Below are 2,229 nucleotides of genomic sequence, written 5' to 3'. Positions count from 1 at the left end.
GCATCCGCGTCAACGCGGGCGCGCCGGCCGGCACCGCGGGGCAGTGGCTGATCGATCCCTATGCGGTCTCGATCGTCAATGGCGCGGCGGCCGGCACGCTGCCGACCAATCCCTTCGACGCGGTCGCCACCTCGACCATCCAGGACGGCGACATCAATGCCGCGCTCAACGGCGGCGCGAGCGTGAAGATCACCACCGGCACCGGCGGGCCCGGTGCGGGCAGCATCTCGCTCGCGAACAACGTGCTGATCGACTACACCGCCGCCTTCGGTCCGCTGAGCTTCGAGCTGGCCTCGGGCAACAGCATCCAGGGCGGCCTGGGCACGGTGATCCGTTCGTCGGGCAAGGGCGGTCCGCTCACCGTGCTGTTCAACGCGGGCGTCAATCCCGACGGCACGCCTTCCGGCAGCAACGGCTCGATCAACTACAACGGCACCATCGCCACGCGCGGCGGCAGCGTCACGATGAACGCGCGCGGCGACGGCAGCCCCACCAGCGGCTTCATCCAGATGAATGGCGCCTCGGTGCAGACCGATGGCGGCGCGGTCACGCTCTACAGCGGCCAGCCCGGCGCGCCCACCGGCTACGTCACGCTGATCGACAGCCAGATCGACACCCGCGTGGGCCAGACCGATGCCGGCGCGGGCGGCGCGGTGCAGATCGCGGGCGGCAACGTGACGCTGGCGGGCGCGCAGATCGCGACGTCGACCGGCAACGTCGACATCCGCGGCAGCTCGGCCGACTGGAACAGCGGCGTGGTCATCACCGACGGCCGCACGCCCTCGACCATCTCGACCACCAGCGGCAACGTGACGGTGCAGGGCGTGGCGCGGCGCCAGGCCTCGTCGACCTTCGCGGCGGCGCACGGCGTGCTGGTCAACGGCGGCAGCAGCATCACCACCGGCAGCGGCAACATCGCGCTGCGCGGCTACAACTTCAACAACGACACCACGGTGCCCGCGGCCACGCCCGATTCGGGCGTGCGGCTGGAGAACGGCGCGCGCATCGTCACCACCGGCGGCGGCGACATCGAGATCACGGGCCGTTCGCAGAACGGCGGCACCGGCGTCTCGATCGAGGCCGGCGGCTCGCCGAGCCTGCCCGGCACGGCGCCCGTGGTGCAGGGCAGCCGCAACGTGGTGCTGCGCGCGGTCAACGACGGCAGCACCGATGCGATCGTGATCGGCACGCCGGTGAGCGCGGCCAACGCGATCAACCTGCGGCCCGGCGGCATGGACGCCAACTTCGCGGTGTCGGACAGCACCAATGCGCCGATCGTGCTCGGCGGCGCGGGCACCGGCGGCTACTCGGTGTCGAGCGCCGAGTTCGCGCGCCTGAGCGCACCCACCATCGTGGCGGGCAGCGCCACCCATGCGGCCGACATCACGGTGGCCGGCGCCATCGCCACGCCGGGCGCGCTCACCCTGCAGAACGACGCGGGCGGCAACATCGCGGTCAATGGCACGGTCAGCGCCTCGCAGCTGGGCCTGCTGTCCGACGGCCGCATCACGCAGTCGGCCGCGGGCGCGATCACCGCCACCGGGCTGCTCGCGCGCTCGAGCGGCGCGAGCGTCGACCTGCAGAATCCCGCGAACAACGTCGCCACCGTGAGCGGCGGCGCCGAGGGCGGCTTCGCCTACGTCGATGCGAACGCGGTGACCATCGGGACGCTGAGCGTCAACGGCTTCAACGCGGCGACCAACCAGCTCGCGCCGGTGGCCACCACGTCGATGTCGGCCGGCACGGTGTTCGTGCGCACGCTCGCGGGCGACCTCACGCTGGGCACCAACGTCAATGCGAGCACCAGCGCCGACCTGGTGGCGGCGGCGCGCTTCCAGAACCCCGGCGCCTTCACCATCGGCGCCGGCACCTGGCGCGTCTGGGCCGACACCTGGATCGGCGAGACGCGCGGCGGCCTCGCGGGCTCGGGCCCGCTGCCCAACCTCTACCACTGCGCCTACCTGGGCCTGTGCACGGTGACGGTGCCGGCCACCGACAACCACTTCATCTACGCGCAGCAGCCGACCGCGATCGTGACCGTGGGCAATGCCGCGCGCCAGGAGGGCGCGCCCAACCCGACCTTCACCTACAGCGTCAGCGGGCTGATCCTCGGCGACAACGCCTCGAGCTTCAGCGGCACGCCGGGCACCAGCGCGAACACCGCGAGCCCGCCGGGCAACTACCCGATCGATGGCGCCTTCGCCTCGGCGGCCGGCTATGCGGTGCAGG

Annotated in this window: 1 protein-coding gene; it reads left to right on the top strand. The window is 72.3% G+C overall.

Annotated features, from left to right (window positions below; translation table 11 throughout):
• On the top strand, positions 1–2,229 hold a 2,229-nt coding region (locus AC27VN_RS39425; protein WP_490880209.1), incomplete at both ends, for an MBG domain-containing protein.

It is taken from the genome of Variovorax sp. 20P10.2.4 (assembly GCF_058244205.1).
This window is presented reverse-complemented; position numbering and strand designations above follow the sequence as displayed.